Here is a 24,770-nt window from a genome sequence, read left to right as displayed (position 1 = left end):
ATCCATCCATTCCCTCACCATCCATCACGGAAAATTATGGGCCGACGAGATCTGCTGTTGTTGCTGGAGCCGGGCTTCACCGATCCGAACCATCCAGGCGAGCGTTTCATCTGCCCGGACGGCGCGCCGATTGAGGGCTTGCTGGCGAGCGACGTGGCGCTCAATGCACGTCTGGACATCCGCCGTCTGCCGTTTGCGCGTCCACGCGCGGCGGTCGTCGAAGCGCTGGACGCCGAACATCAGAGTTTGCCGGTGCTGATTTTCGGCGATGAACAACTGGCGCCTGCTGATGCTGAGGTGTTGGGAGAAAAGCGCTTCGTGACCGATACGCGTCGGATACTCGATCTGCTGGCCCAGCGTCACGGTTTTCCAAAAGTACATTGAATGCAGCGGCGCGGCGTGATGTCGAGCGCCGCGCCCGCTGCTCGTGCAACTGGCGCGCTCTGAAGGAGCCAGGCAGCTCCCTCGCATCAGAACAGATGCTTGACGCCCGCCGATACCGCGACCTGCTTGTTGGTCGTGGAAGGCGTCAGGTAACCGATTGCGGCAACCGCCGGACGTCCCAGCGAGTCCGTGCCGCTGGCGTGCTGGTAGGCGCCCGTCACGTACACCTCGGTCGATTTCGATAGCGAATACGCAGTACCGAGATTGAGCTGCTCGTATTTCGCGCCGCCTTTGTTGCCGACGCTGCCACCTTCCGTATAGTCGAACGACGTGCCGAAGCGCAGGAAAGGTGTGGCCTGGTAGCGCAAGCTCGCGCCCACCGTGCTGAGTGTCGTCGAACCGCTATAGTTGAACGTGTTGAGCGAGGGGTTCGAGCCGAGTCCGCGGAACTGTGTATTCGAATAGGCTACGCCGAAGATCGCCCCGCCCGTCGTGTATGTGGTTGCAACGGAGACGGTCTGCTGAGTGCGTGCCGATGCGAATCCGGCAATGACCGGATTCGACTCCGGTGCGGTGGCTGATCCGGCGGAGCCCAGATTGTTGCCGGTCGCGCTCGCGTTCGCATTGGTGCCGTATAGCGACGTGTTCGGGTTGCGCGCGTTGATGATCGACGCCGCGATGGCGAACGCGCCACCGGTATAGCTGATACCCGTCGACCACACCTGATTCTGCGTGACATTGCCGGCCACGCCGCCGACGCTATACAGGCCGCCGAAGCGGAATCCCCTGAACGAATCCGACAGATACTTGATCGAGTTGTTGATGCGGTGTGTGAAGTTCAGATTATCGTAATCGGCGGGATGGATCGCGAGATTGCCCCAATACCATCCGTACGACAATGCCGACACGAACTCGACCGAGGTGTCGCCCTGACGTCCCAACGTGAGGGTGCCGTAACGGTCCGCGTTGATGCCGACCCATGCCTGGCGGCCGAACTCCGTACCGCCTTGTCCGAGCGCGCCGTTATTCACGCTGAAGCCGCTTTCCAGTTGGAAGATCGCCTTCAACCCGCCGCCGAGATCCTCGGTGCCTTTCAGTCCCCAGCGGCTCGATGCAAGACCCGACGTGCCGCTGTCGAACTGCGCGACTTGTGCGCCGCCTGCCGGCCGCCCGCCATTTGCCGTGGCGGCGGTTTGAGCGTTGTTCGAATACGTTACGTTGCCAGTCACGATGCCGTATAACGTCACGCTGCTTTGAGCATGGACTGCAGCGGTGAGAAAAGGCGAAAGGCCAAAAAATAAAATCAGTTTTTTCATGTTCTATTGAAGCGGATTGTTTGAATGTAAGAGGGATGGTTGCCAGTGCAGAGAAGTGAAAAGGCCAGTAAAGATAAGCAACGCGAACCGAACGGCAAACCAACCAAACTCGATATATATATCGACGATTCAAGCGAACAGACGTTGCGTTGCTGATCTGAAAGCGATAGCACCAAGGCGCACGATTTATCTATGCAATCCTCAATTAATTCGTTCTTGTTCATGCCGTTGATTGATATCTTGCGACGCTTCCGATAAGCATCGTCTGCCGTGTCAGGCGGATTCAAAAGGAGCGGGCATGAGTGATCGCAACGAGTTTGATTCGGGACGTCGCAGTGCGTTGATCGGGCTTGCGGGAAGTGCGGCCGGCCTGACATTCGGCGCGTTCGGATCGCTGGCGCACGCGGCTGTGCAGAACGGCACCGTGGCGCCGCGTCACGGTGGCCGGTTGACCTTGCTCGTGAATCCCGAGCCGAACGTGCTAGTCAATTTCGCCACGACGGCAGGTGCGGAACAGAAGATCAGTCCGAAAGTGACCGAAGGGTTGCTGAGCTACGACTTCAACGTGCAACCGCGTGCGCAACTCGCGACCGGTTGGTCGATCAGCGGAGATGGTCTGCAGTACACGTTCAGGTTGCGCGACGGCGTACGCTGGCACGACGGTCAACCGTTCACGTCGAAAGACGTGGCAGTGTCGATCGGATTGCTGAAGCAGTATCACTCGCGCGGCCGTTCGACATTTGCCAACGTGGTCGAAGTGCGCACGCCCGATGTGCATACGGCGGTGCTGAAGCTATCGAAGCCCGCACCGTATCTGATCTATGCGCTCGCCGCGTCCGAGTCGCCGATCGTGCCCGCGCATCTTTATGGCAGTGGCGATCCCCTTAACAATCCTCACAATATCGAACCGATAGGGACCGGTCCTTATCGCTTCAAAAGCTGGGAGCGCGGCAGTCATGCGGTGTTTGTGCGCAATCCGGACTACTGGGATGCACCGAAGCCGTATGTCGACGAACTGGTCGTGCGTTTCATCGGCGATGCGGCGGCTCGCGCGGTCGCGCTTGAAACAGGTGAGCTGGATCTGGCCGGCGAGAACCCGGTGCCGCTCGTCGATATACAACGGCTGCAGGCATTGCCCCATCTTGCACTGGAAACGCGCGGATACAGCTACGACGCAGCGCAGACGCAGTTGCAGTTCAATCTCGACAACCGGTATCTGTCGCAACTAAAGGTGCGCCAGGCGATTGCCCACAGCATCGACCGGAAGGCCATTCTGCAATCGGTGTGGTACGGCTACGGGATCGTTGCGCCGTCGCCGATCAGTCCGCTGCTCACGCAGTTCTACGATCCGCAGGCGCCGTCGTCGCCATTCGATCTCGCCCAAGCCGGGCGGCTGCTCGACGAGGCCGGGTTGCCGCGTCAATCCAACGGCTTCCGTTTTCCGCTGACGATCGACTACAACCCCTACGACCCGACGTTCGCGCGGCTCGCCGAATATCTGCGGCAAACACTGCGCCGCATCGGGATCGAATCGACTGTGCGTTCGCAGGATTTCGGCGCCTACGTGAAGCGTATCTATACCGACCGTGATTTCGACCTCGACGCCAACTTCCTCGGCAATACGTTCGATCCCACCGTGGGCGTGCAGCGGCTCTACTGGTCGCGCAATTTCAGAAAAGGCGTGCCGTTCTCCAACGCGTCGCACTACGACAACCCGGAGGTCGATCGTCTGCTCGAAGCGGCGGCGGTGGAGAACGATCCCGCGACGCGCGTCAAATACTTCCGGCAATTCCAGCAGGTGGTGGGACGCGATCTGCCGATCATCGATCTCGTCACGCTGAAACAGGTCACGCTCTACAACCGCCGCGTGCACAACCATACCGTGACCGCCGACGGCCTGGACGGCAATCTCGCCGACGTGTTCATCGCGTGACTCGGGAGATGGCCGGTGCTGCGGGGTCTTTCGTCCGTCTCGTGCTTTGCATATGCGGAACCATTGGTTCTTTTGGCGCCGCAGCGGCTTTATCGTGAGCGTTGCGGCAGCAGCACGGCCGGCGACACGACCGCGACACCACGACGACACCACGACGACACCACGACGACATCACGACGACATCACGACGACATCACGACGACTCGACAGGCAACTCACGCCGGCCGGGTCGTCGGCAACCAGGGTCTGGATCACATGGCAGGACTGAATCGACGCGACTTTCTGATTTCAACGGGCGCAGCGCTCGCCGCGACGGGCATGCCGGCATTGGCGCTCGCACAGGGCGACGCCGCCGTGCCGAAACGAGGCGGCACCTTGAACATGCTGATCAACCCGGAGCCGCCGGTACTCGTGTCGATCTTCCAGACCACGGGGCCTGCGCTCGTCGCGAGTTCGAAAGTGCTCGAAGGTCTGCTCGCGTACGACTTCGATTTGCGGCCGAAGCCGCAGCTTGCCACGGCGTGGACGGTCAGCCCGGACGGCTTGAAATACACCTTTACGCTGCGCCAGAACGTCAAGTGGCATGACGGCCAGCCGTTCACATCGGCGGATGTCGCGTTTTCGATCGACCTGCTCAAAGCGGTGCATCCGCGTGGACGCAGCACGTTCGCCAACGTGACGCGCGTCAGCACACCCGACGCACGCACCGCGATCATCGAATTGTCGAAACCGGCGCCGTATCTGCTGAAGGCGTGGTCGGCCGGCGAATCGCCGATCGTGCCGAAGCATCTGTACGCGTCCGGCGATCCGCTGACGAACCCGCACAACAACGCCCCAATCGGAACGGGGCCGTTCCGTTTCAAGTCATGGACGCGCGGCGCCAATATCGTCTACGAGCGCAACCCCGACTACTGGGACGCGGGCAAGCCCTATATCGACGCCCTGGTATTCAAGGTGATCCCCGACGCGGCCGCTCGCTCGGCGGCCTTCGAAACCGGCGCGCTCGATCTGGGCGGTGAAAACCCGGTGCCGTTGACCGATCTGCAGCGCCTCACGCAATTGCCGCAACTGGCCGTCGAAACGCGCGGCTACCGTTTTCTGGAACCGTTGTCCGAGATCGACTTCAATCTCGATCACCCGATTCTCAAGGACTTGCGAGTGCGTCAGGCGATTGCCCACGCGATCAATCCGCAAGTCGTGCAACGCACGATTGCGTACGGCTACGCCGATCTGTCGCCCACGCCGATCACGCCGGGCTCGCCGTATCACGATGCGAAGCTCGCAGCCTACGCATTCGATATCGCAAGCGCGGAAAAGCTGCTCGACGCAGCGGGCTACCCGCGCAAGGACGGCGGCGTGCGCTTCCAGCTGACGCACGATTTCCTGCCCTATGGCGACCTGTACCGCCGTCAGGCCGACTACGTGAAGTCGGCACTTGCGCGCGTGGGCATCGACGTCACCGTGCGCTCGCAAGACCTGCCCGCGTTCCTGAAGCGCGTCTACGCGGACCGCCAGTTCGACTTCACGAGCATCGGCGTGAACACGCTGTTCGATCCGAGCGTCGGCGTCCAGCGTCTCTACTGGTCGAAGAACATTCGCCCAGGCGTGCCGTTTTCGAATGCGCCGCACTACAGCAACGCCGAAGTCGACCGCCTGCTCGAAAGCGCCTCTGTCGAAATCGACGAAAGCAAACGCGTCGCGTTGTATCAGCAGTTCCAGCAGATCGTCTATCGCGATCTGCCGATTCTCAACCTCGTCGCGCCGCGCATGGTCACGTTGGCGAACCGGCGCGTGCACAACCACACCGTGTCCGCGCAGGGCCTCGAAGGCAATCTCGCGGATGTCTATCTGAGCGCCTGACAGGAGATCGACGATGAGCCGAAGTCTGGGTTTCGGCGCGATAGCGCGGCGCACCGCATGGCAGGTCCTGCCGACGGTGGTTGGCATCGTGATCCTGAACTTCTTTCTGCTGAAACTGATGCCGGGCGATGCCGCCGACGTGCTCGCTGGAGAATCGGGCTCGGCCACGGCGGAAACGATGCAAGTGCTGCGCGCGAAGTTCGGCCTCGACCAGCCGCTGCTGCATCAATTGTGGTCGTACCTGACGCATCTGGCTCACTTCAGCCTTGGCTATTCGCCGCGTTACGACATGCCTGTCATGCAGTTGATCCTGTCGCGTTTGCCGAATACGTTGCTGCTCATGGGCGTGGCGTTGACACTGGCGATCGTGATCGGCGTGACGCTCGGTGCGGTGATGGCGCATTGGGCCGGCAAGTGGCCGGACCGCGTGTTGTCGGTGCTCGCATTGCTGTTCTATTCGACGCCGGGCTTCTGGATCGGCTTGCTCGCCATCGTGCTGTTCTCGGTGCACCTCGGCTGGTTGCCGAGCGGCGGCAACGTGACGCTCGGCGTGCAACTGCATGGCTTTGCGTTATTCGCCGACGCGGCGCAGCACGTGCTGCTGCCCGCCGCGACGCTGGCGACGTTCTTTATCGCGATCTATGCGCGGCTCACCCGCGCCGCGATGCTCGAAGTGCAACGCCAGGACTTCGTGCGAACCGCGCAAGCGAAGGGCCTGCATCCGTGGCGCGTGACGGTGCGGCATGTGTTGCGCAACGCGCTGATGCCGCTGACGACAATGGTCGGCATTCATTTCGGCACGCTGCTCGGCGGCGCGGCGGTGACGGAGACCGTGTTCAGTTGGCCCGGTCTCGGGCGGCTCGCGCTCGACGCCGTAATGGCGCGTGATTTCAGCGTGTTGCTCGGCGTTCTGCTGCTGTCGTCGCTGCTTGTGATCGTCGCCAACGTGCTGGTCGATCTGCTTCAGGCCTGGCTCGATCCACGTATTGCGTGACTCTTCACGCTTGCGCCGACCCGTTGTTCACCAGAGAGATGCAATGGCTTCCGACTCTTCCAATCTGATCTCCACCTCGCCCGAACCGGCGGTTTCAACGTGGCGCCGTCAACTGGCCGGTGCGCTGTTCGGCCAGGGCCGCACCGGCACCGCGCCCGCTGCGCCGCGCAGCGGGCGCGGCGTGTGGCGGGCGCTGCTGCGCAATCCGTCGGCGCTGACCGGACTCGTGCTGCTCGCCGGGTTCATCGCGCTCGCCTTCGGTGCGGGACATCTGTTTCCCGGCGATCCGCTCGACATGGTCGCCGCTCCTTTCGAGTGGCCGGGCGCCGATCCGCAGTACCGGCTCGGCACCGATTCGCTCGGACGCGATGTCGCTGCCGGCATTGCGCACGGCACGCGCGTGTCCTTGATGATTGGCGCGGCGGCGGCGGGAATCGGTCTCGTGATCGGCACGCTGGTCGGCGCGGCGGGCGGCTTCTTCGGTGGTGTCATCGACAACGTGCTGGTGCGCGTGACCGAACTCTTTCAAACCATTCCGTCGTTTCTGCTGGTGATCGTGATTGTCGCGATTGGCCGGCCGAGCGTCACGGTGATTGCGCTGGCGATCGGCATCGCGTCGTGGCCGACCGTCGCGCGAATCGTGCGCGCCGAATTTCGCACGCTACGCGAGGCGGACTTCGTGCTCGCGGCGCGCAGCCAGGGGTTCAGCAATGCGCGCATCATCTTCGGCGAGATTTTGCCGAATGCGCTGCCGCCGGTGATCGTCACCGCGTCGGTGATGGTGGCGAGCGCGATTCTGATCGAGTCGTCACTGTCGTTTCTCGGCATGGGCGACCCGAACGTCGTCAGTTGGGGCGGCATGATCGGCGCGGGACGCGATTCGCTGCGCACCGCCTGGTATCTGACCGCCATTCCCGGCGCCGCGATCGTCGTCGCGGTGCTGGCGCTGAATCTGCTCGGCGACGGCCTGAACGACGCGCTTAACCCGCGTCTGCGGGAACGCACCTGATCATGAAACCGGGGACTCACGAAGTGACTAGATCGGCAAACCTGCTGGAAGTGCGCGATCTGCGCGTCAGTTTCGGCGCGCATGAAGCGGTGCGCGGGCTGAATTTCGATGTTGCGCAAGGCGAGACGCTGGCGCTGGTCGGTGAATCGGGGTGCGGCAAATCCGCCACCGCGCTGTCGCTGATGCGGCTCGTGCCGGTGCCGGGGCGCGTGAGTGGCAGCCTGCGTTTCGACGGCCGCGAACTCCTCGATTTGTCGGAGCGGGACATGCGCGCGGTGCGCGGCCGGCAGATGTCGATGATTTTCCAGGAGCCGATGACCTCGCTGAACCCGGTGCTGTCAATAGGCGCGCAGATCGTCGAGACGTTGCGCCAGCACGAGAGTCTTTCCAAAGTTGCCGCGTGGAAGCGCGCAATCGAACTGCTTGAGTTGGTGCGCATTCCCGAACCGCAGCGGCGCGTGTTCGATTATCCGCACGAGCTGTCCGGCGGCCAGCGGCAACGCGTGATGATCGCAATGGCGGTCGCGTGCCGGCCGCGTCTGCTGATCGCGGACGAGCCGACCACGGCGCTCGACGTCACGATTCAGGCGCGGATTCTCGAACTGCTCGATGGTCTGCGGCGCGAGTTGTCGATGTCACTGCTGCTGATCACGCACGATCTCGGCGTGGTCGCGCAACACGCGGACCGCGTCGCGGTGATGCTGGCGGGCGAGATGGTGGAGCAGGCGCCGGTCGCGCAACTCTTCACGCAACCGAGGCACGCATACACGCGCGGCCTGCTCGGCGCGTCGTTGAATCTCGCCGACGACCTGCACTATCGAGGCTGGAAACTGCCGGAAATCCGCCACGGTATCGACGATGACGGCCAGCCGAACTTTGCGGTCGTCCCCCTTTCGCCGCGTACCGGACAGCACGACGAACCGGCTGCCGCGCGACGCGCAACAGACGACGCGCCGCTGCTCGCGCTGCACGACCTGCGCATCGACTATCCGCATCGTGATGGCAAGACGACGCTACGCGCGGTCGACGGTGTGTCGCTGCAGATCGCGCGTGGCGAAACGGTTGGCCTTGTCGGCGAATCCGGTTGTGGGAAATCGACTCTGTCGAAAGCGATCCTGCGGCTCGTACCGGCTGCGGGCGGCCAGATTCGCCTGCGCGGCACTGATCTGGTGCCGCTGCGCGAGCACGAGTTGCGGCCGTTGCGCCGTCACGTACAGATGGTGTTTCAGGATCCCTATGCGTCGCTCAATCCGCGCCGTACGGTTGGCGAGATTCTGGATACGGTGCTGGTGGTCGACGGTGTGAACGACGCGCGGCAACGCCGCTCGCGCATCGCCGCGATACTGGACCGCGTTGGACTGCCCAGTTCCGCACCACAGCGCTTTCCGCATGAATTCTCGGGCGGGCAACGTCAGCGCATCGGCATCGCGCGGGCGCTGGTGCTCGAACCGGACCTGCTGATCTGCGACGAACCGGTGTCCGCTCTGGATGTGTCGATCCAGGCGCAAATCCTCAATCTGCTGGTGGAACTCAAACGCGATCTCGGGCTTGCCTATCTGTTCATCTCGCACGATCTTTCCGTGGTGCGCTATATCGCGGACCGCGTGCATGTGATGCAGGCGGGGCGCATCGTCGAAAGCGGCGATCATCGCGAGATCTGGCGCGCGCCGCAGCATGCCTACACGCGTACGCTGCTCGACGCGATTCCCGGCAGACGTTTCGACGCGCAAGCGGCTTAAAGCGATGCGGAAAGAGGCGGCTTGCGCCGCCTCTTTCCGATGGTTCGTCTTTATAGCCGTCTGGCTCGACCCAACTCAGTCCTGCGGCGACCCGTGGCGTGCAATCCGGCCGAAGAACGGATGGCCCGGATCGTTGAAGCCCGGCGTGGACGGATGGCCGCTCGTCACGAGGGAATCGACAAACGCTTCGTCTTCGGAAGTGAGTCGATAGCGCAACGCCGGCAGGTAGTCACGCCATTGCGTTTCGGTGCGCGGCCCCGCAATAGTCGAACTGATATAACGGCTATTGAGCACCCACGCGAGCGCGAATTGCCCGGCTGTGAGGCCGCGCGCTTCGGCGTGCTCGCGTACGCGCCGCGCCAGTTCCAGCGATTCCGGCCGCCATTCGGTCTGCTGCATGCGCCGGTCGCTGCGGCCCGCGCGCGAGTCGGCGGCGGGCGTCGCGCCCGGTTCGTACTTGCCGGTCAGCACGCCGCGCGCAAGCGGGCTGTACGAAATCACGCCGAGCCCATAGCGGTGCGCCGCGCCCAACTGTTCTGCCTCAGCCTGGCGATTGGCGATGTTGTAGAGCGGCTGACTCGCGACCGGCGCATCCAGCCCGAGCGCCTGCGCTGTATGGCTGAATTCGGCTATCTTCCACGCGCGATGATTCGACAACCCGTAGTAGCGCAGCTTGCCTGCCCGGATCAGATCGTTCAGCGCACGCACCGTTTCCTCCACCGGCGTCTGGTGATCTTCGCGATGAATGTAGAGCAGATCGATGTAATCGGTGTTCAGGCGCTTCAGACTTGCGTCTACCGCACGCACGATATGTTTGCGCGACGCGCCGCTTGCATTGACGTCGCCGTCTTGCAGCGGATTGGCGAACTTGGTCGCAAGCACCCAGCGCTCGCGCTGCGCGGCAATGCTGCGGCCCACCACGCGTTCCGATTCGCCTTTGACGTAGACGTCGGCGGTGTCGATCGAATTGATGCCCTGTTCCTGAGCCAGATCGATGATGCGGGCCGCAGTGGCCTCGTCGGTGGGGCCGCCGAACATCATCGTGCCGAGCGTCAGTGTCGAGACCTTGATGCCGCTGCGGCCGAGCTGTCTGTATTCCATGTTTTACGGATTCCGTGAAAGTGTAGAGGGTGAGGCGGTTCAACGCTGCAGCCAGAGATCGGCGAAACTCGCCGATACGCCGTCGGGCGACGTCGTATGGTTGTGCACCGCGCGCGAGTACACCGTGATGTATTGCGGCGACACCAGATTGATGTCCGGGAGGTCGCGCGCGAGGATGCGCTGGATCTGCGAGAACAGCTGCTTGCGCGTGGCTTCGTCGGTTTCTTCGGCCACGCGCGAGAACAACTGGTCGATCTCTGGATTGCTATAGTGCGAGCCGTTGGTGAACGGCACGCCGCGCCGGAAGTTGCCGGTCGTATAGAGCCGCGCGACGCCGACCACCGGATCGAACAGATTGCTCATGCCGTTGATGCTGAAGTCGAAATCGCGGTCGGTATAGATTCGCTTCAGGTAGGCCGGCAAATCCTGACTGCGAACCGTCACGGCAATGCCCGTGCGCGCTAACGCGGACTTGACGTAGGCGGCGGTGCGCGCGGGCAGATCGCCGATCGGCAGCGGATCGACTGTCAGCGCAAAGCGGGTGCCGTCGGCATTGCGCGGATAGCCGGCTTGGTCGAGCAATGCGTTCGCGTGCTCGACGTTGAACGGATAGGGCGTAGGCGCCGGATCGTGATACGGACTCGACGGAATGATCGGACTCGCGAGCGGCGTGGCGTAGCCGTAATAGATGACTTTGCGGATCACCTCGCGATCGAGCGCCGATGCGATAGCCTGGCGCACTTTCGGATTCTTCAGCACCGGATTGTCGAGATTGAATTCGATGCGCGCCACGCCCGCCTGGAATTCGTAGCCGCGCGACTCGATTCCGAGCTTCGGGTTGGCCTTCAGCCGCGCAAGGTCGGACAGCGGCACCGGCGTATCGCCGCTTAGATCGACCGAGCCGTCTTCGAACGCGACGGTGCGCGCAGCCGGATCGTTGATGACCTTGACGACGATCCTGTCGAGCCAGGGCTTGCCTTTGTCCCAGTAGTCGTCATTGCGCGCGTATTCGATGTAGCTGCCGCGCACCCACTTGATGAACCGGAAGGGGCCCGTGCCGATCGGCGCGTTGTTGGCCGGATTGGTGAGGACGTCGGTGCCGTCGTAGATATGCTTCGGCACGATCGGCGTTTCCGACGACGAAAACGCTTTGATCAGCCACGGCGCAGATCTCGACAACGTAATGACGACCGTGTACGGATCGGGCGTCGAAATATCGGTGACATTGGCGAAGGTGGTTTTCGCACGCGGGTGGACTTGCCTGAGCGTCTGGATCGAGTACGCGACGTCGGCTGACGTGAAGGGTTTGCCGTCGTGCCATTTCACGCCGTGGCGCAAATGGAAAACGTATTTGCGGCTGTCGTCGCTGATTTCCCATGAGGTCGCGAGCGAGGGTTTCGGCTCGAACTTGAAGTCGTATTCCAGCAGACCTTCGGTGACTTTGCCGCTGACCTTCAGCACGTTGGTCGCGGTGGTCGCCAGATCGACGAGGGCGGTCGGCTCCGGCGTGACGATGAAATTGAGCGTACCGCCGCGCGTCTGCGCTTGCGCCGTGTGGGCGTTGAGCGCGACGGCGAGTGTCACTGCAAATGCGAACGCTCCGCTGAAGACCCGCTTGCCGTAGCGACGCAGTGTGGCCTGCGTGGTGACATGTGCCATCTTTTGTTATGGGAGAAGAGGAGAGAAGGAGAAAGCGGAGACGGGTCAGACTGCCGATCCGGCGAGCGCATTGCGTCGCTCGAGTGCCGCGGCGAGCGGAACCGGATCGACCCATGCGTCGAAGTCGAAATCCGTCGCAACGAAGCCCCACTTGAACAGGAACTGCTTGAAATCGGCGAGCGCGGCAAGCGCCTGCGGATCGAGGCCGATCGCCAACTGCCGGTGCAGGCCACCCGGATACGCGCGTTCGACCCAATGCTCGGCGCTGCGAACCTCGCGGGCGACGTAACTCGCCACTTCGGCCGCGTGCGTCTCGGCCCAGTCGCCGGCGGCGAGGGTGCGAGCCAGCACGCGTTCCACAAGGTCGGGACGCTCGCGCAGCAGTTGCGCGTCCACGGTCAACGGACGCGGTGTGCCATTGTTCGCGTGCAGCGCGCGATTGGATTGCGCGCCGATCTCCACGAGGACTTTCGCACCGAGAAGATTCGCGATATCGAGTCCGGTCGCACCTTTGACGAACACGACATCGGCCTCGCCGCGCAGAAGCGCCTCTGCTTCGCGGGCGAATTCGTGCGAACGTTGCGCGTCGAGCCACACGCCGAGCGGGGCGCCGCTAGCGGGCTTCGCGTCTTCGAGTCCGCGAGGCGTGTGCGGCAGTTCGACCAGATCGATATCCTCGAACTGCGCGCCGACCACATCGAGCAGCGACGAAAACCCGCGCAGCGCGGTGGCGCGATGGAAATCGACCACGTTCGCACGCGTATTACGCGGCAAACCGAAGCGACGCCCGGCGAGCGCGTGCGGTGTGGCGTCGAGTTGCCGGTCGAGCGTGATCAGCGCCTGGAACTCGTCGACCCAGCTCAGACCGATCAGGCGTGTGTCGCTGCCCTGAGCGCGCGCCCACAGTGCCGGAATATTGCCGCCCTGGCGAAACGACCATGGCTGGCTATGGGTGAAGTGCGAGCGGCGGATCAGCACATCGTCGGCATCCTGCAGTGCTTTGACGTCGATACCGTCGGCTGCGAATTCCTGTTGCAGCCAGCCTTTTTGCGCCGCGATGCCGAACGGGGTCGGTGCCGGGCAGCGCGTGTACCAGATTCGGCTCATGCGGATCACCTGCGTGGTTGAGTGGAATTTTGTTGGGATGGTTGCCGCGTTCGACGAACGCGGCGCGCTGACGCAATCAATAGCGCAAGCCGGCTTCGCGCAGTAACGGCAGCACGCACTCGCCGAAAAATTCGAGGTCGGGTTTGAAATCGAAGAAGCTCAGTTGCACGCCGTCGACACCGGCGCGATGCAGTCGCACGATGTAGTCGGCAATCTGCTGCGGCGAGCCGACGATCGAAATGTTGCCGCCCACCGCGCGCGCTGCCGCCGAATTGCGTTGCTCGGCGCCTCCGCGCCACGCGTGCGCGTCGCTGTCGAAGCGATGGAAACTGCCTTCGTCGCCGTGTGCGACGATCGCATCGTGGTAGGCGCGTGCTTCAGCGGGCGTCTCGCGGCAGATCACCATCGGGTTGAGCAACGTACGAATCTTGCGGCCATGTGCCTGGGCGGCGGCTTTCACGCGAGCGGTGTGCGCCGGCAGCGCGGCGAGCGCCGCTTCGATTTCCGAACCGGCCGGGCTCGTGATGAACACCACATCGGAATAGCGCGCGGCGAAGTCGATGCCCGCGTCCGAGCCGGTCGCGTTGACGAGGAGCGGGCGTCCGTAGCGCGGCTTCGGCGTGACGAAGGCCTTGTCCAGTTTCCAGCTCGACAGTTCGGGCGCGAAACTGAAGTTATCGGGCTGCGACCACAATTGCTGTACGGCGTCGAGAAATTCGGCCGCCAGTTGATAGCGCCGGTCGTGATCGATGCGATGCCAGCCGAACATCTCGTGCTCGATCGCACGATGACCGGTGACGACGTTGATGCCCCAGCGCCCCTTCGAGATGTGATCGAGCGTCGCGGTGAATTTGGCGAAATGCAGAGGATGCCACGGGCCATACAACACGTGACTGGTGGCGACAAGGATGATGCGTTCGGTGCGCGCGGTCATCGCCGCGAGCGACATGAACGAATCGAGTGCTTCTCCGTTGAATACGCCGCCGTAGCCGCCCTTGGGCAACCATTGCGACAGGGCGAAGACCAGGTCGAAGCCGAACGATTCCGCTTTCTGCACCAGCTCCAGGTTGTACTCGAAGTTCCAGTCCGTCGTGCGGGGCAAGGTGGATGCGCTCCAGCCGCCGGCCTGAATCGGCAGGAACAGGCCAAGCAGCAAGGGCTGTTCAAAGGCGCGCGAAACCGGACTATCCGTAAAGGCGGTGGGCGAACGGACTGCGACGAAAGGCGACGCATCGCGGGCACCGTCGGCAGGAGGTGCCGATGTGCGTGATGGTGGGGTAACGACTGATTCGGGCACGGTGAAATTCCTTGCGATGCAAGTATGAACGTACGCGTTGTCCGCGAGATCGCACGCGGCGCGGCGGCAAAACCTGGGGGTGCAAACAGTAAAGCACGTCGTTATCCGGAACGCCAAACAACGAAAACTGCTTTTAATCTGAAGTGCCAGGCGATGCGTGAAAGTGCCGCTTTAGCGGCCTGTTTCCACGCATGAGCATGGTTTGCGTTCTATGCTTTCCAGACGATGTCGCGCACATCGACCTTCTTCGGAATTAGCCCGAGTGCGAACAGGCGGTCTGCTGTCGCCTGCTGGTTGTCGAGCAGCCGCGCGCTGAGTGCTGTCACGTCGAAGCTCGCATTGCGGTTCACGGCCGCCATCACATCGGGCGCGATGCCGGTGGCGCTCGCCAGTACTTCAGTCACGTCCCCCGGGTGTGCTTTGGCCCACTCGGCCGCTTGTTTCGATCCTTCGATGTACTCGTTGACCAGCTCGGGATGCGCCGCGGCAAACGTGCTGTTCGCCAGCAGAAAGCCGGAACTCGATTCGATGTCGCCGCTATAGGCAAGCACACGCGAAGGCGTGTGCTTTTGCGCGAGCGTGAAATACGGGTCCCAGATCACCCACGCGTCGATATTTCCGCCTTCGTACGCGAACGCGGCATCTGCGGCGCTGAGCGAGAAGGTTTCGATCTCCGACAATTTCACCCCGGCCTTTTCGAGTGCGGCGGCGATCAGATCGTGCGAACTGGAGCCTTTTGCATAGCCGACTTTCTTGCCGCGCAGATCGGCGAGCGTGTGTATGCCGGAGTCTGCCTTGACCAGAATGCCTTCGCTTTTCGCACCTGTCGGCTGCGCGGCGATGTAGTTGACATGACCTCCCGACGCCTGCAAGAAGATACAGCCGACGTTGCCGGAATTGCCGAATGCAATCACGCCCATATCGAGCGCCTGCAATAGCGTCAGTCCGGAGGGGAACTCGATCCATTTGACGCGAATGCCGCGTGGCTCGAAGCGCTTTTCGAATACCTTGAGTTGCCGCGCAACGAGGGGAATGCCGGTCTTCTGAAAGCCTAGACTGATCGTATCGGATGTCGCCGCCGAGGCTTTGCGCGTCGACGTGGCGAAGGCCGCGCCGGCGAGTGCCGCAGCGCCGGCGGCGAGAAATTGACGACGTCCTGGCATGCAGGCATCTCCTGGAGAATGGGTGGATGGTGAAGCGGGGGATGTCACACGGTTAAGGGGCACGGCAGCCACCTCAGGTCTGCCCGCTAGTGGGTGGCCGTTCGCCGTTGAGATAGAAGTTGCCGACTGCCGCGTATTTCCAGCGCGCGGCGTCGTGCAATGTATGTACGCGAGCATTGCGCCAATACCGGTCGAGATTGAACGACGGATGCGTGGACCGCGTGCCTGCGAGTTCGAATAGCTTGTTGCTGGCTTCGATGGCGATTTCGGTCGTCAATGCTTTGGCTTCGGCGACCGCGATCGACGCCTCGGCAATCGTGTCCTCGCTTGGGGCGGCGAGGCAACCGTCGATCGCGTGGCCGGCGCGGTCCATCATGGCTTCGGCCGCATGCAGGCGCGTTTTCAGTTCGCCTAGCTGGTAGATCACGTAAGGGTCGGCGCCGAGGGCAGCCGTGGACGGCGCGGAGTCGGCGTCACGCTGCCGGATGAAAGCGATCGTCGCGTCGATTGCGCCGCGCGCAATGCCCGCGTCGATGCCGACGTGACTGATCTGCGAAATGGCGTTTTGCGGCCATTCTTCGTAGCTGCGGTAGATCGGCAAGACATTTAGCGCGGGCACCCACACGTTGTCGAAGATCACCGTGCCGCTCGCGGTGGTTTTCTGGCCGAAGCTCTCCCAGTCGTCAACGATTTTCATGCCCGGGTGCCCCGTGGGCACAATTGCCACGACGCGGCGCCCCTGCGTGTCCTGGCCGATGGTCGAGACGTAGTCGGCAAACAGCGCGCCGGTCGAATAGATCTTGCGGCCGGACAGCCGGAAGCCGCCGTCGTCGGCGGCGATGGTCATGGCGGAGCCGGCGGGGCGTCGCCCACCGACGTCGACGTTGGCGTTGCCAAAGCGTGCGCCGCGCAGAATCTCGCCGAGGAAGAACGCGCGTTGCTGCTCCGTGCCGGTTTTCCAGAGCCAGAATACGGCGCTGTTATGGTTCTGCTGGATCTGCGCGATCGACGGATCGGCCGCGGCGAGGATGGCGAAGACCCGCCCGACCGTCACGTAGGAAACCTGCGCACCACCGTACGCTTCAGGTACGGTCATCGCCCACAGGCCGGCGTTCGATGCGGCATCGAGTTCTTCGTGCGGCAGGCTGCGGTCTCTGTCGCGGCGCGCGGCATCGGCGGCGAAGCGGCTGGCGAGGTGCTGCGCGGTGGCGATCGCCTCGGCGTCGGACTTGATGGCGTGAGCCGGTTTGTTGGAGCGGGGCGCGGCAGGGTCGGCGAACGCGGCGTTCGACGTTTGAGTGGGCATTAAGGGCTCCGGAGCGATCCGCTCGGGATCGTGTTGAACAGCAATATCGGCGCTCATGAAGCGCGACTCGCTGCTTCGAGGTGTCGGAAACGTCAAAAATTATGCGAAGAAGATTGAAGACGGACAACGAACAATAATTGCTATTCTTAGCTGATTCCTGATGCGATCAATTCGACGGTTCCTCGCGCGCAGAGCGTAAGCATGGCGAACACGCCGTGCTCATAACGTTATGAGTTTCGCTTCGTTGCCATTCGTCGCCCGCACCGCTAACGTCGGCTCTTTAGCCATCCAGATCACCCGCGAGCACCTTGGCTCCAGCAGATTCAGAGCCGCCGCGGCACGCTCACCTCGCTAACCCTCTTTCGCGGACCTCTATGAGCAGACGTAGCGGGCACTTGCACCTCGGCGCCTTTCTTTATCCGTCGGGACATCACATCGCGGCATGGCGGCATGCCGAGGCGCAGGCGGATGCCGGCGTCAATTTCCGCCATTACGTACAGCTTGCCCAGGGGGCCGAAGCCGCGAAGTTCGACCTGGTGTTTCTGGCCGACGGTGTGGGTACGCGCGGCGACAACGTCGACTTTCTGAGCCGCACCGCACACAGCTATGTCGCGCAGTTCGAGCCCATCACGCTGCTGTCGGCGCTGGCGGCGGTGACCGAGCGCATCGGCCTGGTCGGAACGGCCTCGACGAGCTTCAACGAGCCGTATCACATCGCGCGCAAGTTTGCGTCGCTCGATCACATCAGCGGCGGACGTGCCGGCTGGAATCTGGTCACGTCGTCGAGCGAGCACGAGGCGAAGAACTTCAATCGCGACAAACATTTCGATCACGCCGAGCGTTACGCACGCGCGACCGAGTTTGCGCAAGTCACGCAAGGGCTCTGGGACAGTTGGGAAGACGATGCGTTTGTCCGCGACAAACCCAACGGCCGTTTCTTCGACCCGCAAAAGCGGCATGTGCTCGACCATAAGGGACGTTTCTTTCAGGTCCGAGGCCCGCTGAACGTCGCGCGTTCTCCGCAAGGGCATCCGGTCGTCGTGCAGGCGGGATCGTCGGAAGCGGGCAGGGAATTGGCGGCCAGCACGGCCGAGGTGATCTTCACCGCGCAGCAAACGCTCGCGGACGCAGTGGCCTTTTACGCCGACGTGAAGGGACGCATGCGGGCTTATGGCCGCGAGCCCGACGATCTGAAGATCATGCCGGGTGTGTTCCCGATTGTCGGACGCACCGCGAGCGAGGCGAACGAAAAGTTCGACCAGTTGCAGTCGCTCCTCGATCCGAAAGTGGGGCTCGCGCTGGTGTCCGGACTCACCGGCGGCTTCGATCTGTCGGACTATCCGCTCGACGGGCCGATTCCCGAGTTGCCGGAAACGAATGCAAGCAAGAGCCGGCAGTCGTTGACGATCGAGTTGGCGCGTCGCGAGAACCTGACGATCCGCCAACTCTATTTGCGGGTAGCGGGTGCGCGCGGTCACTGGCAACTCGTCGGAACTCCGGAGCAGATCGTCGATCAACTCGAAGAGCGCTTCGTGAACTACGGCGCAGACGGTTTCAATGTCATGCCGCCGGTGTTGCCGAACGGCCTGACCGATTTCGTCGAACTCGTGTTGCCCGAGTTGCGCAGACGCGGCTTGTTCCGCAGCGAGTACGAAGGGCGCACGTTGCGCGAAAACCTCGGGCTGCGGCGGCCTGCGCATCGCGCTCGATAGCCGGCCTTCGTCGGGGCCGCGTGCTGTGTTGCGTATGACGCGCCCGCATCAGCCATGCTGCGATCGATATCACGATTGATTGTTTGGCGAGCGTGCGCGCCGTTGCTAGCATCGCAGGCTTGCCCACGAGCCCACCAGTACGACAAAGCGCCGCCGCCATCATGAATGCCCGCACCCAGCCGCTGCATCCGCCGCCATCGCGCACTCGCCGCCGCCTGCTCAGGCGTCTCGCCGCGGGCGGCCTCGTTGCCTCGCACGCAGCGGCGGCCGCCGAACTGCTCAAGCCGCTCGACATCGCGCCGTCGAGCCGCGTGCCAGGCGCGCCCATACTCGAGCATCCGTACGGCGTGCCGTCGCCGCACGAGGTGGATGTCGTGCGGCGCAGCGCGCGGGCGTGGCCGCTGCCCGGCGCGGCTTCATCGATGACCCCGCTCGCCGATCTGCACGGCACGCTCACGCCGAACGGTCTGGTCTACGAACGTCATCACGGTGGCGTACCCGACATCGACCCGGCTCAGCATCGGCTCGCGATTCACGGACTGGTGCGTACGCCGAAGCTGTTCACGATGGACGATCTGCTGCGCCTGCCGTCCGAATCGCGCATCCATTTTCTCGAATGCTCGGGCAATACCGGCAACGAGTGGAACGGGCCGAGCGGCCTGCCGGTGCAACTCACGCATGGCCTGCTCTCATGCTGTGAATGGACCGGCGTGCGCTTGTCGACCTTGCTGGAAGAGGTGGGCGGTCTGTCGAATCAGATCGATCCGGCGCGTGGCTGGCTGCTCGCCGAAGGCGCGGATGCCGCCGTGATGACGCGCAGTTTGCCGCTCGAACGGATACTCGAACGCGCGCTCGTCGTGTACGCGCAAAACGGCGAACGTCTGCGGCCGGAGAACGGTTATCCGTTGCGTTTGATCGTCCCCGGCTTCGAGGGCAATACGAACGTCAAGTGGCTGCGTCGTCTGAAGGTAGTCGATGCGCCCTTGCAAACGCGCGAGGAAACTTCGAAGTACACGAGCCTGCTCGCGAACGGCACCGCCCGTCAGTTCGCGTTCGAGATGGATGCGAAGTCGGTAATCACGCGGCCCTCGCCGGGGCATCGCCTCACCACACACGGTTACTACCCGATTACCGGGCTTGCCTGGTCCGGGCGCGGCACCGTTCGCAAGGTCGAAGTATCGACCGATGGCGGCGCGACCTGGCGTCTTGCGCGTCTCGATGGCGCCATTCACGATCGCGCGCTCACGCGCTTTCAGGCGGACTGGCGCTGGGACGGCGGCCCCGCCGCGATTCTCTCGCGCGCGACCGATTCGACCGGCTACGTGCAACCCACTCGCGCGGAACTCGTTGCCGCTCGCGGGCTGAACTCGCAGTACCACTACAACGCGATCCAGCAATGGCGGGTCGACGCGAGCGGCGAGGTGCGTAATGCGTGACGCCTGTTCGACACGCTGGCGAGTGCGCACGGCGTTGGCCGCAGGGCTCTCGCTATGCGCGCTGGTCTCCTGTTCGTCGATCGCACCGGACGCGTCCATCGTTCAGAGCGTGGCGCCCGGCCACGGCATCGGCACGCCGCTCACCGAGCAGGAGCTGGCCGCCTGGAACATCGACATCGCGCCGGATGGCCGCGGTTTGCCCGCGGGCAGCGGCGACGTCGCCACGGGCGCGCATCTGTTCGCCGCGAAGTGCGCCGCGTGCCACGGCGCGCAAGGCCAGGGCGGGCTTGGCGATCCGCTGGTCGGCGGGCAGGGCACGCTGACCAGCGCAAAGCCGAAGCGCACCGTGGGCAGTTACTGGCCCTATGCGACGACGCTGTTCGACTATATCCGCCGCGCGATGCCCTACAACGCGCCCGAATCGCTGTCCGCCGACGAGGTCTATGCGCTCAGCGCGTTCCTGCTGAACCAGAACGGCATCGTTGCAGCCGATGCGCGCCTCGACGCGGCGTCCCTGCCGCGAGTGGTGATGCCCAACCGGCAGGGTTTCGTGGCCGATCCGCGCCCCGGACGGCTATGACGCGCAGGTTCGCCGACACGAAGGCCGAAGCGGCACACGCGAGTAAAGCGTCGCGGCCGCCCGGAATGCGTTAAAGCATCGGGTTTATCACTCCAGCAGATAAACGTATCGGATTTGCTTCGTTGTCGCCGCGCGCCTGCGCCGGTACATTCGTCGGACTGCGCCCTCGACGGCGTTCTCCGAACAGATCAACGACGAGTTTCCTGTGACGACTGCCTTTGCCCCCACTGCTGCCGGCCATGACGGCCACGCCATTGAAGCCCAGCCCTTCGAGATTCGCGCGTTCGACGGTCCCGTCGGCGCGGAAGTCCTCGGACTCGATCTCGGCAAGCCGCTTAGCCAGGACGATTTCGCGCGCATTCATCGCGCTCACCTCGATCACCATGTGCTCGTGTTCCGCGACCAACGCATCACGCCGGATCAGCAGATTGCCTTCAGCCGCCGATTCGGCCCGCTGCAGATTCATGTGCTGCATCAATTCCAGTTGACGGGCTATCCGGAAGTGCTGGTGGTCTCGAACATCGTCGAGAACGGCAAGCCGATCGGTCTCGGCGATGCGGGTCATTACTGGCATTCCGATCTGTCGTACAAGGAAAAGCCGAGTCTCGGTTCGCTGCTGCATGCGCAGGAATTGCCCGCCGAAGGCGGCGACACGCTGTTCGCCAACATGCACCTCGCGTGGGACACCTTGCCCGCGCATTTGCGCGCCGCCGTGGAAGGGCGTCAGGCCGAGCACACGTATCTCGCCAAGTACGCGGAACTGCAGAAGCGCAGTCCGTGGCGGCCCAATCTGTCCGCTGAACAGATCGCCTCGGTGAAACCCGTCGTGCAGCCGATCGTACGCACGCATCCCGAGACCGGCCGCAAGGCGCTGTTCGTCAGCGAGCATTTCACGACCCGCGTGATCGGTTTGCCGGAAGACGAGAGCAAGGCGCTGCTCGACGAAATATTCGCCCATAGCGTTCGCCCAGAACATCTGTACCGGCATCAGTGGCAAGAGCACGACATGGTGTTCTGGGACAACCGCTCGCTGATGCATCTCGCGGCCGGCACGCCGGACCATCTGCGCCGCAAACTGTATCGCACGACGATCGAAGGCGACGCGCCGTTCTGACGGCACCGTTGCCCGCTTAGACCACACTACACGCTGACCGGAGTTCCAATGCTTGCCAGGTTTCGCCCGACCGCCGCGCGGCCGTCGTTTGCCCGCCGTTTTACCGCGACTCTGCTGACCGTATCGATGGGCGTCGCGGGCTTTGCCGCCATCGCGCCCGCGCACGCCGAGGGGCAGATTCGCGTCGCCGAGCAGTTCGGCATTGTCTATCTGCTGCTGAACGTGGCGCGTGACCAGCAATTCGTCGAGAAAGAAGGGCGTAAGCAGGGGCTCGATATCAAGGTGGATTGGGTGAAGCTCTCGGGCGGCGCCGCGGTCAACGACGCGCTGCTGTCCGGTGCCGTGGACATCGCGGGTGCCGGCGTCGGTCCGCTGCTGACGATCTGGGACCGCACGCACGGCAAGCAGAACGTCAAGGGCGTTGCGTCGCTCGGCAATCTGCCGTACTACCTCGTCAGCAACGATCCCAACGTGAAGACGATTGCCGACTTCACCGAGAAGGACCGCATCGCGGTGCCCGCCGTCAACGTGTCGGTGCAATCGCGCGTGCTGCAATACGCGGCGGCCAAGCGCTGGGGCGACAAGGATTACAACCGTCTCGACAAATTCACCCAGGCGTTGCCGCATCCCGATGCGGCCGCTGCGATCATTGCGGGCGGCACGGAAATCACCGGGCACTTCGGCAATCCGCCGTTTCAGGAGCAGGAACTGGCGGGCAATCCGAAAGCGCATATCGTGCTGAATTCCTACGATGTGCTCGGTGGACCGAGTTCGGCGACCGTGCTTTACGCCACCGAAAAATTCCGCGACAACAATCCGAAGACGTATCGCGCATTCGTCGATGCATTGGCCGACGCCGCGCGTTTCGTCACGGCCAATCCAGAAGCCGCTGCCGATATCTACATCCGCACGAATCAATCGAAGATCGACCGCACTCTGCTCGTGAAGGTCATCAAGAATCCGCAGGTGCAATTCAAGGTCGCGCCGCAGAACACGTTCGGGCTCGCGCAGTTCATGTATCGCGTCGGCGTGATCAGGAACGAGCCGAAGTCGTGGAAGGACTACTTCTTCGACGACCCCGCGACGGCGACGGGGAGTTGAACATGTTCAGCATTGCGCGACATTTGCCGGCGCGTTTAGTCCGCACACACGGAGCAATCTGATGGTGGCCAATCCCACGCTTCTGTTTCCGAACCGCGACGGGCAGACCGGCGCGGCGACCAGCGAACGACTGCTCGCGGTCGAAAACGTCAACCTCGAATACCGCACACGTGAGCGCATCGTGCGCGCGACGCACGACGTCAGCTTCGACGTCTACGGCGGCGATCGCTTCGTACTGCTCGGGCCGTCGGGCTGCGGCAAGTCGACGTTGCTCAAAGCGGTGGCCGGCTTCATCCAGCCGACCTCGGGCAGCATTTCGCTCGACGGGCAGGCCGTGCGCGGCCCCGGCGCCGATCGCATCGTCGTGTTCCAGGAGTTCGATCAGTTGCCGCCGTGGAAGACGGTGCTGCAGAACGTTGCGTTCCCGCTGCGCGTCGCGAAGAAGCTCTCTCGCGCGGAAGCGAACGAGCGCGCGCTGCACTATCTGGAGAAGGTCGGACTGGCTTCGTTTGCGAATGCTTATCCGCATACGCTGTCAGGCGGCATGAAGCAGCGGGTTGCGATTGCCCGCGCGTTGGCGATGCAGCCACGCGTGCTGCTGATGGACGAACCGTTTGCCGCGCTCGATGCGCTTACGCGCCGCAAGATGCAGGAGGAACTGCTGCGGCTATGGGAAGAGGTGAACTTCACGCTGCTCTTCGTCACGCATTCGATCGAGGAAGCGTTGGTGGTCGGCAACCGGATTCTGCTGCTGTCGCCGCATCCCGGCCGCGTACGCGCCGAACTCAACAGCCATCAGTATTCGCAGGACAGTTTCGGGCGCAGCGATTTTCAGCGCAGTGTCGCGCGTATTCATCACCTGTTGTTCGAGCAGACGGAGACCGTTCAATGAGCTCGCCTGTCACATTGCTGCCGCCGGTTCGCGAGGAGTACGAACGCTCGCTCGAACCACTCGGCGAACTCGTTCTCGAAGCGCCGTTGCCGCTCGCCAAACGTGTCTTTGCGCAGGGCTGGTTGCGCAAGACGCTGATTGCGCTTGTGCTGATCGCCGGATGGGAGGTCGCCGCGCGCATGGTCGACAACGATTTGCTGCTGCCGACGTTCGGTGCGACGTTCAGCGCGTTCGTGCAAGGCATCTGGTCCGGCGAATTGCTGCAAAAAACCGCGGTATCGATGTCGGTGCTGCTGCGCGGTTATCTGCTCGGCGCGGCACTCGCCTTCGTGCTGACCTCGCTTGCCGTGTCGACGCGCGTAGGGCGCGATTTTCTGTCGATGCTGACCGCGATGTTCAACCCGTTGCCGTCGATCGCGCTCTTGCCGCTCGCGTTGCTGTGGTTCGGTCTCGGCACCGGCAGCCTGCTGTTCGTGCTGGTGCATGCGGTGCTGTGGCCGCTCGCGCTCAACACCTACTCCGGCTTTCAGTCCGTGCCGGCGACGCTGCGGATGACTGGCCGCAACTACGGCCTGACAGGCCTGCGCCACGTGCTGCTGATTCTGGTGCCCGCGGCGCTGCCGTCGATTCTGGCGGGTTTGCGGGTGGGCTGGGCGTTTGCGTGGCGGACGCTGATCGCGGCGGAACTGGTGTTCGGCGCGAGTTCAGGCAACGGCGGACTTGGCTGGTATATCTTCCAGAATCGCAATGAGCTATACACCGACCGGGTTTTCGCGGGGCTGGCGGCAGTGATCGTAATCGGTTTGCTGATCGAACATCTGGTGTTCGATACGCTGGAGCGTGTCACGGTGCGGAGATGGGGCGTGCAGCAGTAGTGGGTTTTGCGGGGTGAGAGGTTCATCCTGGCGCATCGCTCGGGTCGTCCAATGACGCTATGCGACAGCGACAGTGAAGGCGTCGCGCACGGCGCGCGAGCAGGCATGTGTGGCCTGATGCCTGCAAGGCGACGCGCTTGACAATCAACGAACGACATTGAACTCCGGAATCTGGCGTTGGCCGATGTTGCA

General features: G+C 63.2%; 20 protein-coding genes. 13 read left to right on the top strand and 7 right to left on the bottom strand.

Annotated elements, in window-relative coordinates:
• Positions 1-36 precede the first annotated feature (36 nt).
• On the top strand, positions 37-384 hold the full coding sequence (locus tag ACZ9H4_RS02405) for a DUF3088 domain-containing protein (protein WP_408139473.1): 348 nt from the start codon (positions 37-39) through the stop codon (positions 382-384).
• A gap of 86 nt (positions 385-470) precedes the next feature.
• On the opposite strand, the gene ACZ9H4_RS02400 is transcribed toward ACZ9H4_RS02405, so the two are convergent.
• Positions 471-1,700, bottom strand: a complete 1,230-nt coding sequence (locus ACZ9H4_RS02400; protein WP_476118144.1) for a porin — start codon at positions 1,698-1,700, stop codon at positions 471-473.
• A gap of 298 nt (positions 1,701-1,998) precedes the next feature.
• Between ACZ9H4_RS02400 and ACZ9H4_RS02395 the strand changes: the two genes are divergently transcribed.
• The 5 genes from ACZ9H4_RS02395 to ACZ9H4_RS02375 all read left to right on the top strand — a co-directional run bounded on the left by ACZ9H4_RS02395 (position 1,999) and on the right by ACZ9H4_RS02375 (position 9,235).
• Positions 1,999-3,633, top strand: a complete 1,635-nt coding sequence (locus ACZ9H4_RS02395; RefSeq protein ID WP_408323699.1) for an ABC transporter substrate-binding protein — start codon at positions 1,999-2,001, stop codon at positions 3,631-3,633.
• 255 nt (positions 3,634-3,888) lie between these two features.
• Complete coding sequence (locus ACZ9H4_RS02390; protein WP_476118143.1) at positions 3,889-5,493, top strand: ABC transporter substrate-binding protein; 1,605 nt, start codon at positions 3,889-3,891, stop codon at positions 5,491-5,493.
• A gap of 13 nt (positions 5,494-5,506) precedes the next feature.
• Positions 5,507-6,487, top strand: coding sequence for an ABC transporter permease (locus ACZ9H4_RS02385; RefSeq protein ID WP_408139467.1), 981 nt, complete (start codon positions 5,507-5,509; stop codon positions 6,485-6,487).
• Between the two features lie 43 nt (positions 6,488-6,530).
• Positions 6,531-7,496, top strand: a complete 966-nt coding sequence (locus ACZ9H4_RS02380; RefSeq protein WP_408139465.1) for an ABC transporter permease — start codon at positions 6,531-6,533, stop codon at positions 7,494-7,496.
• 2 nt (positions 7,497-7,498) lie between these two features.
• Positions 7,499-9,235, top strand: coding sequence for an ABC transporter ATP-binding protein (locus tag ACZ9H4_RS02375; protein ID WP_408323705.1), 1,737 nt, complete (start codon positions 7,499-7,501; stop codon positions 9,233-9,235).
• A 75-nt stretch (positions 9,236-9,310) separates the two neighbouring features.
• Here ACZ9H4_RS02375 and ACZ9H4_RS02370 read toward each other — a convergent pair whose 3' ends face one another.
• The 6 genes from ACZ9H4_RS02370 to ACZ9H4_RS02345 all read right to left on the bottom strand — a co-directional run bounded on the left by ACZ9H4_RS02370 (position 9,311) and on the right by ACZ9H4_RS02345 (position 16,868).
• On the bottom strand, positions 9,311-10,336 hold the full coding sequence (locus ACZ9H4_RS02370; RefSeq protein ID WP_476118142.1) for an aldo/keto reductase: 1,026 nt from the start codon (positions 10,334-10,336) through the stop codon (positions 9,311-9,313).
• Between the two features lie 39 nt (positions 10,337-10,375).
• Positions 10,376-11,995 (bottom strand): ABC transporter substrate-binding protein, encoded by a 1,620-nt coding sequence (locus ACZ9H4_RS02365; RefSeq protein WP_408139462.1) that lies wholly within the window; start codon positions 11,993-11,995, stop codon positions 10,376-10,378.
• A gap of 45 nt (positions 11,996-12,040) precedes the next feature.
• Positions 12,041-13,102: an ABC transporter substrate-binding protein gene (locus tag ACZ9H4_RS02360; RefSeq protein WP_476118141.1), complete on the bottom strand. Its 1,062-nt coding sequence runs from the start codon at positions 13,100-13,102 to the stop codon at positions 12,041-12,043.
• Positions 13,103-13,178: 76 nt separating this feature from the next.
• Positions 13,179-14,399 (bottom strand): LLM class flavin-dependent oxidoreductase, encoded by a 1,221-nt coding sequence (locus tag ACZ9H4_RS02355; protein ID WP_476118140.1) that lies wholly within the window; start codon positions 14,397-14,399, stop codon positions 13,179-13,181.
• 209 nt (positions 14,400-14,608) lie between these two features.
• The gene (locus ACZ9H4_RS02350; protein ID WP_476118139.1) at positions 14,609-15,562 is read right to left on the bottom strand and encodes an aliphatic sulfonate ABC transporter substrate-binding protein; all 954 of its coding nucleotides are present in this window, start codon (positions 15,560-15,562) and stop codon (positions 14,609-14,611) included.
• Positions 15,563-15,635: 73 nt separating this feature from the next.
• Positions 15,636-16,868: an SfnB family sulfur acquisition oxidoreductase gene (locus tag ACZ9H4_RS02345; protein WP_476118138.1), complete on the bottom strand. Its 1,233-nt coding sequence runs from the start codon at positions 16,866-16,868 to the stop codon at positions 15,636-15,638.
• 374 nt (positions 16,869-17,242) lie between these two features.
• On the opposite strand from ACZ9H4_RS02345, the gene ACZ9H4_RS02340 reads away from it, so the two are divergent.
• The 7 genes from ACZ9H4_RS02340 (at position 17,243) to ACZ9H4_RS02310 (ending at position 24,578) form a co-directional block, all read left to right on the top strand.
• Complete coding sequence (locus ACZ9H4_RS02340) at positions 17,243-18,580, top strand: LLM class flavin-dependent oxidoreductase (protein ID WP_476118137.1); 1,338 nt, start codon at positions 17,243-17,245, stop codon at positions 18,578-18,580.
• A 161-nt stretch (positions 18,581-18,741) separates the two neighbouring features.
• Positions 18,742-20,016 carry a sulfite dehydrogenase gene (gene soxC / locus ACZ9H4_RS02335; protein WP_476118136.1) on the top strand — a complete coding sequence of 425 codons (1,275 nt, stop codon included), beginning with the start codon at positions 18,742-18,744 and terminating at the stop codon, positions 20,014-20,016.
• Positions 20,009-20,596 (top strand): c-type cytochrome, encoded by a 588-nt coding sequence (locus ACZ9H4_RS02330; RefSeq protein WP_476118135.1) that lies wholly within the window; start codon positions 20,009-20,011, stop codon positions 20,594-20,596. The genes soxC and ACZ9H4_RS02330 overlap by 8 nt, the downstream gene beginning before the upstream one ends.
• 205 nt (positions 20,597-20,801) lie before the next feature.
• Positions 20,802-21,710, top strand: a complete 909-nt coding sequence (locus ACZ9H4_RS02325) for a TauD/TfdA dioxygenase family protein (RefSeq protein WP_476118134.1) — start codon at positions 20,802-20,804, stop codon at positions 21,708-21,710.
• Between the two features lie 48 nt (positions 21,711-21,758).
• Positions 21,759-22,811 carry an ABC transporter substrate-binding protein gene (locus ACZ9H4_RS02320; RefSeq protein WP_408151853.1) on the top strand — a complete coding sequence of 351 codons (1,053 nt, stop codon included), beginning with the start codon at positions 21,759-21,761 and terminating at the stop codon, positions 22,809-22,811.
• Between the two features lie 61 nt (positions 22,812-22,872).
• Entirely contained in the window at positions 22,873-23,703 is an 831-nt protein-coding gene (locus tag ACZ9H4_RS02315) for an ABC transporter ATP-binding protein (RefSeq protein WP_408139445.1), read from the top strand.
• A complete protein-coding gene (locus ACZ9H4_RS02310; RefSeq protein ID WP_408151855.1) occupies positions 23,700-24,578 on the top strand; it encodes an ABC transporter permease in 879 nt (292 codons plus the stop codon). The genes ACZ9H4_RS02315 and ACZ9H4_RS02310 overlap by 4 nt, the downstream gene beginning before the upstream one ends.
• The last annotated feature ends 192 nt before the right edge of the window (positions 24,579-24,770 follow it).

It is taken from the genome of Paraburkholderia sp. TE9906, assembly GCF_056279605.1.
This window is presented reverse-complemented; position numbering and strand designations above follow the sequence as displayed.

Bases quoted from the DNA above. Each gene is read 5' to 3' on its own strand.
- ACZ9H4_RS02405 (WP_408139473.1), top strand. From the start codon at position 37: ATGGGCCGACGAGATCTGCTGTTGTTGCTGGAGCCGGGCTTCACCGAT.
- ACZ9H4_RS02400 (WP_476118144.1), bottom strand. From the start codon at position 1,700: ATGAAAAAACTGATTTTATTTTTTGGCCTTTCGCCTTTTCTCACCGCT.
- ACZ9H4_RS02395 (WP_408323699.1), top strand. From the start codon at position 1,999: ATGAGTGATCGCAACGAGTTTGATTCGGGACGTCGCAGTGCGTTGATC.
- ACZ9H4_RS02390 (WP_476118143.1), top strand. From the start codon at position 3,889: ATGGCAGGACTGAATCGACGCGACTTTCTGATTTCAACGGGCGCAGCG.
- ACZ9H4_RS02385 (WP_408139467.1), top strand. From the start codon at position 5,507: ATGAGCCGAAGTCTGGGTTTCGGCGCGATAGCGCGGCGCACCGCATGG.
- ACZ9H4_RS02380 (WP_408139465.1), top strand. From the start codon at position 6,531: ATGGCTTCCGACTCTTCCAATCTGATCTCCACCTCGCCCGAACCGGCG.
- ACZ9H4_RS02375 (WP_408323705.1), top strand. From the start codon at position 7,499: ATGAAACCGGGGACTCACGAAGTGACTAGATCGGCAAACCTGCTGGAA.
- ACZ9H4_RS02370 (WP_476118142.1), bottom strand. From the start codon at position 10,336: ATGGAATACAGACAGCTCGGCCGCAGCGGCATCAAGGTCTCGACACTG.
- ACZ9H4_RS02365 (WP_408139462.1), bottom strand. From the start codon at position 11,995: ATGGCACATGTCACCACGCAGGCCACACTGCGTCGCTACGGCAAGCGG.
- ACZ9H4_RS02360 (WP_476118141.1), bottom strand. From the start codon at position 13,102: ATGAGCCGAATCTGGTACACGCGCTGCCCGGCACCGACCCCGTTCGGC.
- ACZ9H4_RS02350 (WP_476118139.1), bottom strand. From the start codon at position 15,562: ATGCCAGGACGTCGTCAATTTCTCGCCGCCGGCGCTGCGGCACTCGCC.
- ACZ9H4_RS02345 (WP_476118138.1), bottom strand. From the start codon at position 16,868: ATGCCCACTCAAACGTCGAACGCCGCGTTCGCCGACCCTGCCGCGCCC.
- ACZ9H4_RS02340 (WP_476118137.1), top strand. From the start codon at position 17,243: ATGAGCAGACGTAGCGGGCACTTGCACCTCGGCGCCTTTCTTTATCCG.
- soxC (WP_476118136.1), top strand. From the start codon at position 18,742: ATGAATGCCCGCACCCAGCCGCTGCATCCGCCGCCATCGCGCACTCGC.
- ACZ9H4_RS02330 (WP_476118135.1), top strand. From the start codon at position 20,009: ATGCGTGACGCCTGTTCGACACGCTGGCGAGTGCGCACGGCGTTGGCC.
- ACZ9H4_RS02320 (WP_408151853.1), top strand. From the start codon at position 21,759: ATGCTTGCCAGGTTTCGCCCGACCGCCGCGCGGCCGTCGTTTGCCCGC.
- ACZ9H4_RS02315 (WP_408139445.1), top strand. From the start codon at position 22,873: ATGGTGGCCAATCCCACGCTTCTGTTTCCGAACCGCGACGGGCAGACC.
- ACZ9H4_RS02310 (WP_408151855.1), top strand. From the start codon at position 23,700: ATGAGCTCGCCTGTCACATTGCTGCCGCCGGTTCGCGAGGAGTACGAA.